The 16625-nt window shown below is 48.8% G+C and carries 10 protein-coding genes; 1 reads left to right on the top strand and 9 read right to left on the bottom strand.

Annotation, left to right across the window (positions count from 1 at the left end; all coding sequences use genetic code 11):
- The 8 genes from AWU77_RS03435 to AWU77_RS03400 form a co-directional block, all read right to left on the bottom strand.
- Positions 1-3935 (bottom strand): retention module-containing protein (locus tag AWU77_RS03435; protein ID WP_193747488.1); only part of this gene is annotated, 3935 nt, incomplete at its 3' end.
- A gap of 171 nt (positions 3936-4106) precedes the next feature.
- Entirely contained in the window at positions 4107-4706 is a 600-nt protein-coding gene (locus AWU77_RS03430) for a LuxR C-terminal-related transcriptional regulator (RefSeq protein WP_238582292.1), read from the bottom strand.
- The gene (locus tag AWU77_RS03425) at positions 4703-6121 is read right to left on the bottom strand and encodes an HlyD family type I secretion periplasmic adaptor subunit (protein WP_062059321.1); all 1419 of its coding nucleotides are present in this window, start codon (positions 6119-6121) and stop codon (positions 4703-4705) included. The genes AWU77_RS03430 and AWU77_RS03425 overlap by 4 nt, the downstream gene beginning before the upstream one ends.
- On the bottom strand, positions 6118-8286 hold the full coding sequence (locus AWU77_RS03420; protein WP_062059319.1) for a type I secretion system permease/ATPase: 2169 nt from the start codon (positions 8284-8286) through the stop codon (positions 6118-6120). The genes AWU77_RS03425 and AWU77_RS03420 overlap by 4 nt, the downstream gene beginning before the upstream one ends.
- A 185-nt stretch (positions 8287-8471) precedes the next feature.
- Positions 8472-10274 carry a TolC family outer membrane protein gene (locus AWU77_RS03415; RefSeq protein ID WP_084617995.1) on the bottom strand — a complete coding sequence of 601 codons (1803 nt, stop codon included), beginning with the start codon at positions 10272-10274 and terminating at the stop codon, positions 8472-8474.
- A gap of 421 nt (positions 10275-10695) precedes the next feature.
- Positions 10696-11499 (bottom strand): putative RNA methyltransferase, encoded by an 804-nt coding sequence (locus tag AWU77_RS03410; protein WP_062059316.1) that lies wholly within the window; start codon positions 11497-11499, stop codon positions 10696-10698.
- 155 nt (positions 11500-11654) lie between these two features.
- Complete coding sequence (locus AWU77_RS03405; protein ID WP_062059313.1) at positions 11655-12461, bottom strand: PhoH family protein; 807 nt, start codon at positions 12459-12461, stop codon at positions 11655-11657.
- Between the two features lie 412 nt (positions 12462-12873).
- Entirely contained in the window at positions 12874-14250 is a 1377-nt protein-coding gene (locus AWU77_RS03400) for a DEAD/DEAH box helicase (protein ID WP_062059310.1), read from the bottom strand.
- 129 nt (positions 14251-14379) lie between these two features.
- Here AWU77_RS03400 and AWU77_RS03395 point away from each other — a divergent pair, with 129 nt between their 5' ends.
- A complete protein-coding gene (locus tag AWU77_RS03395) occupies positions 14380-15339 on the top strand; it encodes a tRNA-dihydrouridine synthase (RefSeq protein ID WP_062059307.1) in 960 nt (319 codons plus the stop codon).
- Positions 15340-15437: 98 nt separating this feature from the next.
- Here the strand turns inward: AWU77_RS03395 and AWU77_RS03390 are convergent, their stop codons facing one another.
- Positions 15438-16259 carry an HDOD domain-containing protein gene (locus AWU77_RS03390; protein WP_062059304.1) on the bottom strand — a complete coding sequence of 274 codons (822 nt, stop codon included), beginning with the start codon at positions 16257-16259 and terminating at the stop codon, positions 15438-15440.
- Positions 16260-16625: the final 366 nt, after the last annotated feature.

Below are 16625 nucleotides of genomic sequence, written 5' to 3'. Positions count from 1 at the left end.
TTGTTGAAGGTGGGTGTGCCTATATCCGCTGCTACTGCAGTACCGCCACCCAGGCTATAAGCCAAACTGGTTGGGGTGGCCGATGGGTTGCTCAGGGTGATGCTGTAGACCAGATCCGCACCTTCTAGTGTGGATGGGGTGCTAATTGCGGTAACCGTTGGTGCAGTCTCATTATCGACAATCGTCCCTACCCCAGTGTCAGTTGCGATGGTGGCGTTGGTGGCGCCGCTGAGCACAACATTGAAGGTTTCATTGCCTTCAAACAGGTTGTCATCTGTGATAGGGACGGTGATCGTTTTGCTGGTTTCACCGGCTGCAAAACTCAAGGTGCCGCTGGTGCTTGTGTAGTCGCTTGGCTGTGTCGCACTGCCATTGCTGGTGGCGTAGTTAACACCAACCACTTGGCCTGAAGCAGCTGAGAGAGTTACGGTGAAGGTAGCGGTGCCAGCGTTTTCATTCACACTGACGCTATCAATACTCAAACTAGGAACGGCATCATTGTCGGTAATGGTGCCGGTGCCCGTTACGCCACCAATGGTAAGAGGCACAGTTTCCGCAGTTTCGTTTAATGCATCATCCACAGTGGGTAGAGTCACTGTAAAGCTCGTGACCCCTGCAGGGATAATCAAATTGCCGCCTACCAAGGTAACACCGTTATTAAAGGTCGGCGTGCCATAGTCAGTCGCAGAGGCGCTACCACCACCCAAGCTATAAGCAAGGCTGGTTGTGCTGGCCGATGGATTGCTCAAGGCTATGCTGTAGACCAGATCGCCGCCCTCTATGACTGATGGGCTGGATACACTGCTAACTGTTGTGGCGCTGTCGTTATCTACAATCGTACCTGTACCTACAGCGGTACCGAGGGTGGCATTAGTCGGGTTGCTTAGGGTAATAAAGAAGTTTTCATTGCCTTCAAAAATACTGTCATCAGCAATATTTACCGTGATGGTTTTGCTGGTTTCACCGGCGGCAAAGTTCAAGGTGCCGCTTACCGAGGTGTAGTCGCTACCGGCGGTGGCGGTGCCATTGCTGCTGGTGTAATCGACATTGATGGCTCGGCCAGAAGCCGCAGATAAAGTGACAGTAAAGGTCGCGGTGCCATCTGCTTCATTCACACTGACACTGTCGATACTCACACTCGGCGCCGCATCGTTATCGTAAATGTTGCCGTTGATGGTCAGTGCACCAAAGGTAAATGGAACTATTTCTGTTGGCTCATTGATGCTGTCGTCTAGGGTTGGCAGGGTGATGTTAAAACTGCTAATCCCGCTCGGAATTAACAGATTCCCCCCCACTACCGTAACACCGTTACTAAAAATGGGCGTACCGTAATCTGCAAGTGACGCAGTACCGCCGCCAATACTGTAGGACAAAGTATAGGGCGCACCAAGCACCTGATCGAAGGTTACGGTGCAAACCAGATTGTCGCCCTCGGTGGCATGAGTTACACCAAGCGAGGTAATTTTGGGGGCAGGATCGTTATCCTGAATATTACCTGTACCCGTCACACCGCCCACACTGAGCGGCAGGGTTTCAGTTACTTCTGCAATAGCATCGTCAACCGTGGGTATAGTTACGGTAAAACTGCTGACTCCGGTCGGGACAATCAAATTACCGCCGACAAGTGTGACGCCATTGCTGAAGCTAGCGCTGCCATAATCAGCGGCGCTAGCAGTACCACCACCCAAGCTGTACGCCAAACTGGTGCCACTGGCGGCTGGACCACTGAGGGTCACATCATAAACAAGGTCACCGCCTTCCGTTACCGATGGGCTTGTGACACTGCTCACCGTGGTAGCAGCCGCCGGCGTAACGCCAATGTTGACGGTACTGGTGGTAGTGCCGCCTTGACCATCACTGATGGTGACCACAAAGCTATCGCTACCGTTATAGGCCGCATTGGGTGTATAGGTAAACCCGCCTGTTGCCAGATTCAGCACCACGTTGCCATGAGCGGGTGTGCCAGACACGCTGTAAGTGAGCGTATCGCCATCGGGATCGCTGGCACTGATAGCGCCGCTGATGGGGGTATCTTCCGGTGTGGTGAGGTTTTGATTGCTGGCGCTCGGGGCATCGTTCACTGGCGTCACGCCAATATTGACCAGGCTGGTGGTGGTTCCGCCATTGCCATCGCTGATGGTCACCACAAAACTATCGCTGCCGTTGAAGTTGTTATTCGGGGTGTAGGTAAAGTTACCTGTTGCAGGATTTAAGCTCACCGAACCATTACCGGGCGCACCGGTAAGACTGAAGGTCAGCGTATCGCCATCCACATCGGACGCACTGATTTGATTGGAGATGGGCGTGTCTTCCGGTGTAGTCAAATTCAAATTGCTAGCGACCGGCGCATCATTCACCGGTGTGACACCTATATTGATACGACTAGTGGTAGTGCCACCATTGCCATCATCGATAGTCACCACAAAACTATCGCTGCCGTTGTAATTGGCATTCGGGGTATACACGAACACACCGGTAGCCGGATTAAGAGTGACGCTGCCATTCGTCGGCTGGCCGGATACAACATAAGCAAGAGTGTCATTTTCAACATCAGTAGCCACTACCTGACCGTTGAGCGGCGTATCTTCCGGCGTAGTGAGATTTTGGTCAGCAGACTCTGGGGCATCATTGACCGGATTAATGCCGATATTGATTCGGCTGGTTGTTGTGCCGCCATTGCCATCACTAATGGTGACGACAAAACTATCGCTGCCGTTGTAGTTGGCATTGGGGGTATAGGTAAAACCACCGGTAGCAGCATTCAGTACCACCACACCGTTGCCAGGCTGAGCGGAAACACTGTAACCGAGCGTATCGCCATCGACATCGCTCGCGACGACTTGGCCATCGATTGGAGTATCTTCATCGGTAATCAGGTTTTGGTCATTGCTGACCGGTGCATCATTGACCGGATTGATACCAATGCGCACGGTACTGGTGGTTGTACCGCCATTGCCATCAGCCACTGTCACGATAAACACATCGCTACCGTTGTAATCGGCACTAGGCGTATACACAAACGCACCAGTGGCCGGGTTCAGCGCCACACTGCCATGCGCAGGCTGACCTGAAACCGTGTAAGTCAGTGTATCGCCCTCAATATCCTCCGCCACAACCTGCCCGTTTACTGGTACATCTTCGTCGGTGGTGAGATTGATATCGTTGGTGGTAGGTGCATCATTAACCGATAGTATGTTTAAGGTGATTGTGGTGCTACTGGCGTTACCGCGACTATCGGTCACGGTGACGACAAAACTGTCTGGACCGAAATAGTTTGCGGTAGGGATAAAGGTGAACTGACCAGTAATCGGATTGAGCTGCAAAGTGCCATTAGCTGGCGCGCTGGTCAGCGCATAAGTGATTGAATCGCCTTCAATATCAGTGGCGATGATTTGCCCAGTGAGCACTTCATCTTCATTACTTGCCAAGGTTTGATCAGTTACCAAAGGCGCGCGGTTGATATAGTCTGCATCGTTTTGCGGTGCGCCAGTCCCAGCGGTATTAGCAGCATCATAACCAAAGGATTGCGAGCCAGTCCCTTCAACAATTCTGGTTAAACGTACAAAGCTACTGCCATCTGAGTTGCTGCTGGTGTTATCGCCCGCAGCCGTTTCTTCCAACTCTTCCAACAGATCACCGCCCTGATTCAATACAGTCAGAGCCTCTTGCACACTGGCATCGCTCAGCAAGGCTTCATCCGCCTCGGTTGCGGTATCGGCGAGGAAATCGCGACTCATACCCACCTCTTGGCCGCCGTTAACTACCAGAGGCTCGCCATTGCCAACATCCAATTCAACGCGGGAACCCTGCGCCGTCACCAATATGTCGTCATCGTTCAGTGTACTGCCAACTGTAAGAGCACGCAGAGTGCCATCCGGGGCTTTCGCCCAAGCTTGACCTTGAAGAAACGCGACCTTGGCAACAGCAGTACTCATAGATAACTCCATACAATAGAAATATGTGATGCAGCTCACGAAGTGAGTGCGATAGTTGAAGTCTAGACAGTGATGAAACTTACGCCATTGGACTAAAGGACAATAAGCAGAGGTTTTTTATTTCTATAAAAGAATAAAGAATAGATAGGCGGGATTTTTGATTGAAATGTTTTAAGCGCCAGTGTTATTGGATAACACCAGCACCAGTTGCAGGCGATCGCGCACCTGAAGTTTTGCAAATACAGCACTCAAATGAGCCTTCACCGTGCGCTCGGTAATGTCCAGCTCGCGGGCGACCTCTTTATTACTGTTACCGGCAGCGACCAACTCAGCAACGGCCTTTTCACGGCTAGTCAGTTGCGACAAATCAGCCTGAGGGGTTTCAACCGCCGGCAATATACGCGCCGTTGCCAATACCAACTGCCGCATCAAATCTGCTCCTAACCACATACCACCGGCAGCGACTACCTGCGCCACCTGTTCGAGCACCTGTGGAATCGCCAAGTAATGCACATAACCACTCGCCCCCGCCTCCAGCGCACGACGCGCTTCCTGTGGTGATTCGATAGCAGTCATAGCAATAACCCGCGCACCGATGGAACTCAGGTTTTTAATGTGCGTAAAACTCAAGTCATCGCGCAGCAGCAACCAGACCACATCGCTAGCACCGACTCTGGTAGGCACCACATCACTCATCTGTGCAGAAGGAAAGGCCTGTAACCAGCGGTTTGAAGTGATATGGGCAGGAGCAAAAAACAGATGTTGCATCATCGTTCGGTCATCGCATTTTGTTGTGCTCGCAGCACTGGCTTTAACAAATAGGCGAGCACAGTTTTTTTGCCGGTAAGGATATCCACTTGCGTCATCATGCCCGGCATAATCGGTAGGCTTGGGTTAAAACCCGCGCGCTCGGTACGCACGCGCACAATATAAAAGGTGCGCTCTTTTTCATCGGTTATCGTATCTGGGCTAATGTGTTCAACCGTGCCTTTTAATCCACCATACACCACAAAATCGTAAGCGGTAAATTTCACAATCGCCGCTTGCCCTGGGTGCAAAAACGCGATGTCTTTGGGTGATACCTTGGCTTCAATTAATAATTGATCATCGAGCGGCACCATCTCGATCACTTCATGCCCCGGCTGCACCACACCACCGACGGTATTGGTAAATAAGCGTTGCACCGTTCCGCGCACCGGCGAGCGAATTTCAGCGTATTTAATTTTATCGGCCAGCCCTGTGCTGGTTTCAGAAAGCGAGGCAAGTTTACTTAGCACCTCCGATAATTCATTGCGCCATTTATTGCTCACCAGCAACTCTGTTTCACGCAATTTTCCCTCTGCCTCTTGCACCGCAAGCATCAACCGCGATTCTTGTGACAACGCTTGCGCACGCTCACCTTTTGCGTTGGACACCTCCGCTTCCAAGCGCAAAATTTCTACTTCGGAAATCGCACCACTGGCCAGCAGAGGCTTGGTGACATTTAATTCTTGCGTCGATAATTCTAACGCGCGCGTCACTTGCGTCAGTTTTGCCCGCACTTCATTTAATTCTTCCGAGCGCTGATCTAATTGGCTGCGCGCAATACTTAATTGTTCATCCAACTCTTTGCGATTGGACTCGTACAAACTGCGCTCGTGCTTCACTATATCCGGCGCATCCGCCAGCAAATCATCCGCAAACTGTAAATCCGTATTAGAGGTTAATGCCCGCAAGCGGGCTGCACGGGCTTGCAGCGATGCAGATTCCGCCCGGTTCTCGCGAAAGGTAGCAATAAAACGAGTGGGATCAATGCGCAATAATAAATCGCCTTTTTCAACCACCTGCCCTTCGCGCACCAAAACTTCCTGCACTACGCCGCCATCAAAGGATTGAATAATTTGCAGTTGCGATGAAGGAATCACCTTGCCTTCGCCGCGCGCCACTTCATCAAGCGGCGCAAATGCCGCCCATACCAGCAACAACAGCATAATCAACACAACTACCCGCAACAATGCACGCGCACGTATGGGTTCCTGTTGCAACTTCGCCCAATCCGAATCGGTCACCCAATCCTGCTGCTGTTCATGCAGCGGATCAAACCAGCGCGCATAGAGTTTGTCGATATAAGCTGTCGCAGGCAGACCGATTTTATTCATCCAGCGACCAACGCGCTCAAACCAGATTTTATCGCGCGAGCCCGTCATGATGCTCTCCCGATTCTGCCTTGACGCAGCGCTTCTATTACCTGTTCTTTTGGTCCGTCGGCAAGAATTTTCCCCGCATCGATCACAATAATACGATTCACTAATTCCAACAGAGAAGTGCGATGAGTAATCACCAATAGGGTTTTGTGCGCGGCAAACTGTGCGAGATTACGCTTGAACTCCTCCTCGCTGGTGTGATCCATCGAGCCGGTCGGTTCATCCATTAATAAAATCGGTGGATCGCTTAACAGTGCACGCGCAATACTCACCGACTGACGCTGCCCACCAGACAGTAATTGCCCGTGTTCACCCACCGGCATGGCCAACCCCATAGGATGCTGGTTAACAAAATCCATCAGGCCGCTCAAACGCACCGCCTCTACAATAGCGTCATCTGTTGCATTCAATGCACCCATCGCAATATTGTCGCGCAGGGAGCCAAAAAATAAATTTACATCTTGCGCGACATAACCCATATTGCGGCGCAACTCAGCCGGATCGAGCTGGCGAATATCAATGCCATCTAACAGCACGGATCCTGCAGCCGGCTCATATAAACCGGTAATTAATTTTTCAATCGTGGTTTTGCCTGAGCCATTGCGCCCGAGTATTGCAACATGTTCGCCGGGATTAATGTTGAACGCCACATCGCGCAACACTTCGCGCTCATCTTGTGGGTACTTAAAGGAAACTTTTTTGAACTCAATTCCACCTTGCAAACGTGGGCGACTAATCCAATTGGCATCCGCTGGTCGCTCCACGGGTTTTTCCATTATGGCGTCCAGCGCCGTCAATGCCGTTGCCGCGCTGTGATATTGCATCAATAAACCGGCGGTCTGCCCTACCGGCGCCATAATGCGCGATGACAACATATATGCGGCGATCAGTCCGCCTTGGCTTAAATTGCCATCAATAATCTGGTAGACACCCACAATAATAATGACCACTGACACGGCTTGTTGAATCCACAACGTACTCGTGCCAACTGAGCCAGACAGAAAACGCATTTTGACTCCAACCCGCGATGCCAAGAGCGTGGTTTTTTCCCAAATCGCCTGCATTTGCCCTTCGGCACCCAAGGTTTTTACTGTATCCAACCCCGTTAAACTTTCAACTAAGGTGGCATTGCGCTGTGCGGATGCCTGCATCGAGCTTTCAGCTAACAAATGCATTTTGTGTTGTACCGCTGCGGTGTAAATCATCACCAACGCAACGCCCACAATAATGGGAAATACCAAAGGCCAAGAAATCAACAAGACAACAATTAGGAACAATAAAACAAACGGCAAATCGACTAATGCCAAAATTGTCGCGGAAGAAATAAAACTGCGAATAGACTCAAAGGACTGCAGGCCTGCGGTAAAAGACCCTACCGATGCTGGCCGCTCGGAAAATTTCATCCCCAGCACACGTTCCATAATGCTTGCCGACAAGGTGACATCAATACGGCTCGCGGCGAGATCAACAAACCAGGTGCGCATCATGCGCAAGGCAAAATCGGCACTGATCGCAACTAACATTCCGACCGAGAGAACCCAAAGGGTATCAGTAGCGTGATTAGGCACTACACGGTCATACACATTCATCACAAACAGCGGTGCTACCAAGGCGAAAAAATTGATTAACAACGCCGTAAGCAAAACATCGCGATATAAATATTTGTGCTCGGAGATAACATTCCAAAACCAATGCCCGGTATGATTTTTTGCATTGGCCTTTTTACCGATCTCAGCAGTACGCGCATCAAATCGCTCTTGCGGGCGCACGTAAATCGCACGACCGGTGTACTGTTGAGCCAAGTCGTCCAATGACACATTAACGACTGCATCACCCAACTCGGGATAGAGTAATTGCGCAGAATTTTCTTTTATGGCGAGTAATACGCAAGCTTGGTTGTCTTGCAAGATAAGCACCGCAGGAAATAGCGCAGTATTTAATTTGAGCAAGTCGCGCTCTGCAATTTTACTGGTGAGGCCCGCGCGTTTGGCTGCGCGTGCAAATAAAGAGGGAGTGAGTTGATGCCCATCCAACGGCAACCCGGCCAACAACGCTTCGCGCGTGCTGGTAATTTGGTGCGCGCGCGCAACTAGCAGCAAGCACTCAAGCAGCGGGCCACCGCTGGTGGTAGAGGAAACATCCGAGGAAAACTGAACATCAAAGGTCATTGTGGCTCCGGGTGCAGCAAGCGGGCAAAACAAAAGCCCCTGTAATATAGATGGCCATGACTAGTCGCGCAATTTCATTACTTGGCATTTGATCTTAGTGCATAAAAAAACGCACCAAATTACTGGAATTTGATGCGTTTTCGATTAACGGTTTGAGTAGCAAGCCCGAAAACTCGCTGCGCAAATCACTCGCTGCGCGTTACAGTCACATCAACACGGCGATTGGCGGCCTTGCCTGCCACACTGGTATTGTCTGCCACCGGGCGAGTTGCGCCAAAACCATCGACAGTCATTGGAATTGACTCTAAGCCATTTAACACAAAATAATCCCGCACACGCTGAGCCCGCGCTTTGGACAATGGAATATTGAGCGCATCCGTACCGGTGTTGTCGGTATGTCCTTCAATACTGATTTGCACTACTTTTGGCGTGGCTTTGATGTCGGCGATTAAACGATCTAACTTTTGCGTTGCACCGGCTTTTAATTGCGAACTGCCCACATCAAATAAGGCATCACCTGCCAGGGGCGTTAACTCGCTAATCAAATCGTCGCGCCCTAATGCGACAGGCGCAATATCCGGGCAGGCAGACTCAGTGATATTGAGCGAATCATTTACTTTTGTATCGTGCAAAATACCTAAGCCCTCGCGCACTATACCCAACGCAGGCAACAAGCTACCCATTGCAGCAAGCGAGCGCGCATGCGCCATTTCCAAATCACCATTGGCAATAATCAGTGCGCGGCTCGCTTGAAAATATTCATTTTCCGCATCGAGTAAATCGAGCAAGGTTCTCTGACCAATATTAAATTGCTCAGAATAGGCTGCGCGCACCTTATCGCTTGAAAGACGATGCTGCTCTAAAGAAGTAAGTTGTTCGCGAATACGCTTGGCATCGTTAAAGGCAATTTGTGTGTTCTGGCGTAAATCTACACAAGCCTGATCGCGTAAATCTTTTGCCAGATTAACTTGCTCCAACGAGCGACGCACCGCCGCACGATTAGCGCCACCTCTATATAAGTTGTAAGTCAGCGCTAATTCTACTGCGCTTTCATCACCGTAATTATTTGGATCAGTGCGATTATCAAAACCATCTTGATTGCGACTAGTCACCTGACGGGCGCGCAGCTCGGCTTTGGGATAATAACCCGCGCGCTCCACTTTCACCGCTGCTTGTGCGGCGCTAATGTTTTTAATCGCTGCATGAAAACCCGGGTTACCTTGATAAGCCAGCATTAACGCGGCGCGAATGTTATCGGGCAATTTTTGTTGTGTAAGCTCAACCGCTGCTAAATCTTCCGCCGGTAATTGCCCCACCACACGCAAATAGCGCGCAGTCACATCGTGCAAATTAGAGGCTTCGGTTAATAAATTCGACTCAGCTAACGCCAAACGACCTGCAACCTGCTCAAAGTCAACACGGCGACCAACGCCAGAATCAGCGCGCTCTTCAATTTGCTTATAAACCTCTTGATGTTTGACATAATTATTGCGCGCCAAACTCACCAAATCGCGATTGCGTTTTACATCTTCATAGGCGCGCACCGCTTCCAACGCCGTAACTTCCAGCGTATTTAATAACTCGTAATAACGCACCAAGCGCGCGCTATCGTAACGAGCTACTTCACCAGCAGTGCGAAATCCGTCGAATAACATTTGGCTAAGGGTAATTTGCGCTTGATTATTGGTGTAGCTCGCGCGGCCATCGTAATCGCGGTTGGTTTTGCCGGTCGATGCGCCTATATCAACGCTAGGTAAATAACCTGCACGGGCGACGCGGACATCTTGTATCGAAGCACTAAACTCATGCCAGCTAGCCTGTACATCAGGGTTGGATTCTATCGCCTGTAAAGCAGCCTCTTTAACTGTACCCGCCGACTGCGCTGCAACTTGGCCAGTAAAGGTTAAAATCGAGAAGAACACAAAGGAATTGGCGATTAGCGATACAGGATGTAAAAGTGATGGGCGAATATTAAACGAAGGAATCATTGACGTTTTTCCAAATGGGTTGCACATAACCACACGATAAAAAATCTAAAACTACTCTAGTAGCGCATAAGATGTGTAAAGCTAACTGTAAACGCCATGCTTCAACCAATGAGCTACCAGATCATAGAGTTCACCTATCGAACTCAACCAAGCAAAATACCCCTATGCGCGGCCAATCTACCTGCATTTAATTACCAAAATCCAAGATTTTTTGAACATAACCTTATTAGTAAATATCAGTAGCGATAAGGACAGTTTTTCGACTAGCAAATGCCCTGGGTGGCACAAAAAGCCACCAGCAATAGTCATTTCATCATAACTCATTGATGCTTTAGGCCACAACCGCCGCAAAAAAGAGTGATGAAAGTCACACTTTTTAATTACCGCATGGATAGATAAGCTATCAATATCATTAATTATTTTACTTTTTATTATAAGAGCTGATTGCGAAATCCAGTGTATCCCGCAATTCATTAGCGAGAATCGAGGCTCTTAACTCTGGAGCCAGTCTCCATGCGAAAGGCGTCATCTCCAAAAGCGCAGCGCACATGTCCCGCTCTTTTATCCGTAAATCACCACTCAGGCAATGATGTTCATCCAACACAAAACCTTCAGGCGTGATTGGCCGGGAATGTGGGCGCACTTCTTCATAAATGCGTGTGCGTAAGCTCAATAGATGATTTTCACCGGGAGTGACTATAACTAACTTACCACCGGGTTTTATTACACGGCATAACTCTGTGTCTTTACTAGGCGCGTAAATGCGAGTTACTACATCCATAGACTCATCGGCAAAGGGCAAGGCGAAACTGGAAGCCACACTGTAGAGTAAGCCAGTCTTATCCTTCGCGGCTTTTGCCGCAAGACGCACACCGGCTTTGGCGATATCAATGCCATACACTTGCGCTTGGGGCAGAGCATCAGAAAAACCCGCAGTGAAATAACCCTCGCCACAACCTATATCAAGCAAGGTCGCGGTTGTTGCGGGCAATAATTCTTGCAAACGTTTTTTTAGCGGATGAAAAAAACCAGCTTGTAAAAATTGGCGGCGCGCTTGCAATTGCTCTTTAGCATCACCCGGCTCACGCGAGTGCTTATTCTGCACTGGCAATAAATTGAAATAGCCCTCTTTCGCGCGATCAAACTGATGGCGATTAATACAAGCAAGGCCTTGGACGTTTTGCAGCAATGGGTGATGGCACAGCGGGCAGCGCAAATCTTTCATAATAATTATCAAAGCAAGTGATGATCACAAAACCAAAAAATGATCGTAAAAAATAAGCGCGCAGAATGCCGACTCACTCATCATTTAGCAAGTCAGATGCAAAAGACAAGGGCGCCTTAGCAATTCATTAAATTGCTTAGGCGCCCTGAAGTAGATTAATTTTCGTCAGGCACTTCGTAGCGATCAATAATATCGCGCACCAAACCACTGCGCACTATATCTTCACGCTCAAACTCATGCACATAGACATTGGCCAAACCATCCAACAAATTAACCGCATGCTCCAAACCATTGGGGCCGCGAATATCGCTTTGGTTGATATCGCCATTAATAACGACCTTACAATCTTCACCAATTCGCGTGAGGAACATCTTCATTTGCGCCGGGCTGGCATTTTGCGCCTCGTCAAAAATGACAAAGGTTTTGCTATTAAAGGTTTTGCCGCGCATAAAAGCGAGCGGCGCCGCAACTATACGACCATGACGCAAACAATACTCCACGGTACCAGCACCGAGACGTTCATTTAAAATATCGCGGAAGGCATCGATATAGACAGAAAATTTTTGATCGAGATCGCCCGGTAAAAAACCGAGATTCTCGCCCGACTCAACCGCTGGGCGCGTAAGAATAATACGCTCAATGCGGCCAGATTCTAACGCCTCTGCCGCCAATGCGCCTGCACAATAACTTTTACCCGTACCGGCAGGGCCAATACCAAAGGTCAGCATGTGACTATTAATCGCATTGATGTACTGCTGCTGGGATTTTGTTTTGGCGCGAAGTGGTTGGGGGGATCGAGGGGGAGAGTAAGCTGTTTCGACTTGCTGCGAGCGGGATTTTATTTCGACAATGTTGTCATCACTACGTTGATTTTTTCGCGATTTATGTCGCGATGCTGGGTAGCTGGTATCATCGTATGAGTGATGGTTTGCACTACGTCTGGCATGCGTTTTTCTTGCCATAAAGAATAATCCCCTTCAGGTCTGAAAATAATACGGGCGGTTTCGCAAAAGCCCAATATCGTGAAGTTACCCGAGAACGCAATTTTCTATGGAATGATATTTGTGTCGTTTACCCCCTTCTATCACTTATTGATCAGTTGTTGATTTATTTACACTTCAATCGCTGATTAAAAACAATAAAACAGTTTAAGCAAAACACTTTTTGTAGAGCACTTCTAATAAAACAAAAGTCTGTGACAGTTAGGTGACGCTGGCACACTGGCCAGAACCTACTAAAGAAAATCAGGTGGTTACTCATCTATTTACCACCTTTAACTTGATACTAGGCTTATTTTAAAAATCGGTCAATCTCTTAATTGAAATAAAATTGACATGAGAATAGCGCATAAGCAAAGACACAACCGCAGCACCTTTACTCATCGTTATCTTCAACTTGTTTGGTAATTTTCTTTTTCGGCGGTGCAAAACCATCGACCGTAACCGCTGCCTTAAGCGCTGTAGGTACACGACGATTGCCGATGTTTTTCTTGTCGCGCTCGCGCACTTTCACTTTGGGTGCTTTAGTGTCTGGCTTTTTATCTTTTGCGTTCGTTTTCTTTTTAGTACCAACCGATTTTCCGGACGATTTAGTTTTATCTGGCCCTTGATATTTACCCTTTAAACCCGGCATAGTAATTAACTCGAACGTTGCCCCCAAATAACGTTCGATACCTTTGGTGAGATTCCACTCTTTTGCGTCCACCAAAGATACTGCCCTGCCCTCGTTATCGGCGCGACCTGTCCGGCCGATGCGATGTAGATACTCATCGCCCGAATACGCCATATCCATATTCACTACCAACTCTACGCCGGGAATATCCAGCCCGCGTGCCGCCACATCCGTCGCTACCAAAACCGTTGTTCTGCCCATACGGAAATGATCGAGGGTAATTTTGCGCTGATCTTGCGTAATGTCGCCATGCAAGGTGCCCACGCGGAATTTGTTATAGCGCAACAAATTATCTAACTGAGAGGCTTTAAGTTTGGTATTGGTAAAGATGATGACTTTTTCAAAGGTCGATTTTTGCAGCAACGCGACCAGCAATTTTTCTTTATGTTTGTAATCATCGGCCAATAACATTTGCTGATTAATAGCATTGGGTTTTTCGTCGATATAAATTTCCTGCGCCTCACCGAGAATTACCTGTTTAATCAAATGACGCAGACCTTTTTGCTCCATGGTGGCGGAGAACAAAAATGTCTGACGTTCGGTGCGGCAAGTATTGGTGATTTTCAGTACGTCTTCGCTCAACCCCATATCGAGCATGCGATCCGCCTCATCCAACACCAAAAACTCCAAGCCAGAAAATTCGGTAGATTTATGGGCGATATGCTCCGCCAAACGCCCTGGCGTACCCACAACAATTTCAGGATTCTTACGCAGCATCGCCTTCTGATACTTTAATTCTTCACCGCCGCACACCATGCCTACTTTCAAGCCAGTGAACTTAAGCAGTTGTTCCGCGTTTTTCACAATCTGGCGAGCCAGCTCACGGGTGGGAGTCAAAATCAAAATGCGGGTAGAACTCGGGTTCACCGGCGGTTTGGCGAGAATCGCTTGCAGTGCGGGTAATAAAAACGCCGCCGTTTTACCGCTGCCGGTTTTGGAGCTGACAATGAGGTTCTGCCCTGCCACCGCCGCCGGAATCGCTTTAAGCTGTACTGGCGTGGGCTGTTCGTAACCCAATACATCAATCGCTTTACGCAATTGGCTATCGCTAATCAGGTCGTGAAAAACAGGCTGCGTCATTAAGAACCTCGATAATCAGTAAAAAGATGGGTTTTACCCGCAAAAGGCCGCGCAATCTACGCAGAGTAGAACAAATTATCAATCAAATCCGGCTAAAATGCCGCCCTTTGAACGAACCTGAGCAAACCTATGCGCATTATGTTGGCCCCGATGGAGGGCGTTGTTGAACATCATGTACGCGACATATTATCGCGTATTGGTGGATTGGATGGCTGCGTAACCGAGTTTATCCGCGTTACCGACCAAAAACTTCCCTACAAGGTCTTTTATAAGTACGCGCAAGAGCTGGAAAGCGATTGCAAAACCCCGAACGGAACTCCGGTACGCGTTCAGCTGCTCGGCAGCAAGCCCGAGCCTATGGCGATCAACGCGCTGGAATTGGTTCGCTATGGCGCCAAAGCAATCGACCTGAATTTCGGCTGCCCGGCAAAAACGGTTAACTCCCACGAAGGTGGCGCCTGTTTACTGCGCACACCGGATCGTGTGTATTCGATCATTAAAGCCGTGCGCGATGCCGTGCCGCGCGAAATTCCCGTCACCGCCAAAATTCGCTTGGGGTATGAGGATCGCAGCAGTTATATGGATAACGCCCGCGCTGTAGAGGCCGCCGGTGCCGATGAACTCACCGTGCACGCGCGCTCCAAAGCGGATGGCTACAAACCGCCCGCCTATTGGAATTACATTGCCGACATTCGCGCTGAGCTGAAAATTCCCGTTGTGGCCAATGGCGAAATTTGGTCAGTAGCCGATTACTTGCGCTGCCGTGAACAATCGAATGGAGCCGATGTAATGCTCGGCCGGGGTCTACTTGCCTGCCCTGACCTCGCGCGCCAGATTAAGGCGCATATAAAAGGAGAAGATTACACTCCGCTTAGCTGGAGCCACATCTGTAATATGCTCTATGACTACTACAAACTGACCACGCCACTTTACTGCGAGCGAAACTGCGGCAACCGGGTTAAACAATGGTTGATGTATTTAAGCCGCGAGTATCCGCAAGCCACTGTTTTTTTTGAGGCGATCAAACGTAAAACTACACCACAGGAAATCGATGCTTGTTTTGTAGATGCGCTGCAAGCCTGCCACTAAAATCCAGCCAAAAAAAAGCCCGTGGTCGACACGGGCTTTCTCTCTCACCATCGCTTATTGTCTTTACTGCTTAATACAACTCAATTCAACACAATATCTCAATGCAATAAATCATCAAAACCGCCAATCAAATCTTTGGTTTCATCAATTCGCTCCGTCAATTTCGCCAAATTAATGCCTAGTTGCGTTGCCAGATCATTGGGGAAATGCTCCATCAATGCCGCACTATTGCCTTTTTCATTTTCGTGCACAATGTAATCGGCAATATTGATCAAGGCTGCGAAGCGAGAAAACTCGGGGGCAGCAGCAGGATTTAGCTGGTAGTTGATCGCGGCTACAATCGCATCGGGAAACTTCCAGCGATTAGCTAATTCAGCACCCGCCTCCGGGAAGTTAAAGCCGAGCACATTTTTCTCGATATCTGAATTACGCGCACCACGATCCACAACCTTTTGGATTGCCTTGCATTCCTCCGGCAAGAGAATATGAATAAGCAACTCACCAATATTGTGGATCATGCCGCAGGTAAATGCCGTCTCGGCATCATCTTTGGAAAACTTTGCTAACCATTTACAGGTGCTGGCCACTGCAAAACTGTTATGCCAGAAGGCGGGCAAATCAAAACCTTCCGGCGCTTTGAATGCACCGGTCATACCCGATGCCAACACCAACGTACGCACCGCGTTAAAACCCAATACAAACACCGCATCGTTTACCGAACCCACTTTGCGGTTGCCACCATAATGCGCCGAGTTAGCTGCACGCAAAACCTTTGCCGTAAGTACCTGATCGGCACTGATTTTTTTGGCAATTTCATCATTGTTGATATTTTCATCGCCAAAGCTCTCTATCAGCTCCTGAACCACTTTAGGAATATTTGGCAACTTCTGTGCGTTATCGATTAAATTTTTTAAGTCCACAATACCCTCACTTATACAAAGACTGGATGCACCAACAAAAACGTTTTACATGAATTTGTTATAGCAAAGGATGGATAGATAGCAACAGCAGAATAAAAAATCCTCTAATAAGTTACGATAATTTAACTTGAGATTTGCACTGAAGATTCTTTCTAGCTAAAGGCTGGTGTTGGACTATAAACAGCACATCAACTCATGATTATTGGCAGCGACCTCGCCCACTGCCAATACTCAGCTGGCCTTAAAGCGCTACTTCTGACTGAATATCAGCATGGCAAAAAAGATCAAAAATCAACCAAAAGACAATAATTCGATAGCACTAAAGCTTTCCCAATACTAGTCGATAGCTTAGTACACCTGTTCTGA

Source organism: Cellvibrio sp. OA-2007 (assembly GCF_000953825.1).
Classification (GTDB): Bacteria; Pseudomonadota; Gammaproteobacteria; order Pseudomonadales; family Cellvibrionaceae; genus Cellvibrio.
This window is presented reverse-complemented; position numbering and strand designations above follow the sequence as displayed.

Coding starts and splice junctions, on each gene's coding strand:
- AWU77_RS03400 (WP_062059310.1), bottom strand. CDS start 14,250: ATGACGCAGCCTGTTTTTCACGACCTGATTAGCGATAGCCAATTGCGT.
- AWU77_RS03410 (WP_062059316.1), bottom strand. CDS start 11,499: ATGAAAGATTTGCGCTGCCCGCTGTGCCATCACCCATTGCTGCAAAAC.
- AWU77_RS03415 (WP_084617995.1), bottom strand. CDS start 10,274: ATGATTCCTTCGTTTAATATTCGCCCATCACTTTTACATCCTGTATCG.
- AWU77_RS03405 (WP_062059313.1), bottom strand. CDS start 12,461: ATGGCAAGAAAAACGCATGCCAGACGTAGTGCAAACCATCACTCATAC.
- AWU77_RS03420 (WP_062059319.1), bottom strand. CDS start 8,286: ATGACCTTTGATGTTCAGTTTTCCTCGGATGTTTCCTCTACCACCAGC.
- AWU77_RS03395 (WP_062059307.1), top strand. CDS start 14,380: ATGCGCATTATGTTGGCCCCGATGGAGGGCGTTGTTGAACATCATGTA.
- AWU77_RS03430 (WP_238582292.1), bottom strand. CDS start 4,706: ATGATGCAACATCTGTTTTTTGCTCCTGCCCATATCACTTCAAACCGC.
- AWU77_RS03425 (WP_062059321.1), bottom strand. CDS start 6,121: ATGACGGGCTCGCGCGATAAAATCTGGTTTGAGCGCGTTGGTCGCTGG.